1 protein-coding gene is annotated in these 270 nt (G+C 72.2%); it reads right to left on the bottom strand.

Annotated elements, in window-relative coordinates; all coding sequences use genetic code 11:
* Window positions 1-270, bottom strand: a 270-nt coding sequence (locus ADL12_RS27615) for an acyltransferase domain-containing protein (protein WP_159053317.1), incomplete at both ends; no start/stop codon positions are given.

Raw genomic sequence — 270 nt, 5'->3', positions numbered from 1 at the left:
GTGAGGTGGTCGGCGAAGACGGGGGAGGTGGTGAGGAGGTGGGTGGCCATGCCGTCCCACTGGGAGCCCTGGCCGGGGAAGACGAACACCACCTTGCCGAGAGGCCTGGTCGTACCGTGCACCACGTCCGCGTGGGCGCTGCCCCGGGTCAGCGCGCCGAGAGCGTCAAGGAACCCGTCCCGGTTCTCCGCGGTGAGGACGGCCCGGTGGTCGAGGTGGGCGCGGCCGTCGGCCAACACCTTGGCCACGGCGTCGAGTTCGGTGCCGGGA

Source organism: Streptomyces regalis (assembly GCF_001509475.1).
Lineage (GTDB): Bacteria > Actinomycetota > Actinomycetes > Streptomycetales > Streptomycetaceae > Streptomyces > Streptomyces regalis.
Note: the sequence above shows the minus strand (reverse complement) of the source record. Positions and strands in the feature narration are given on the sequence as shown.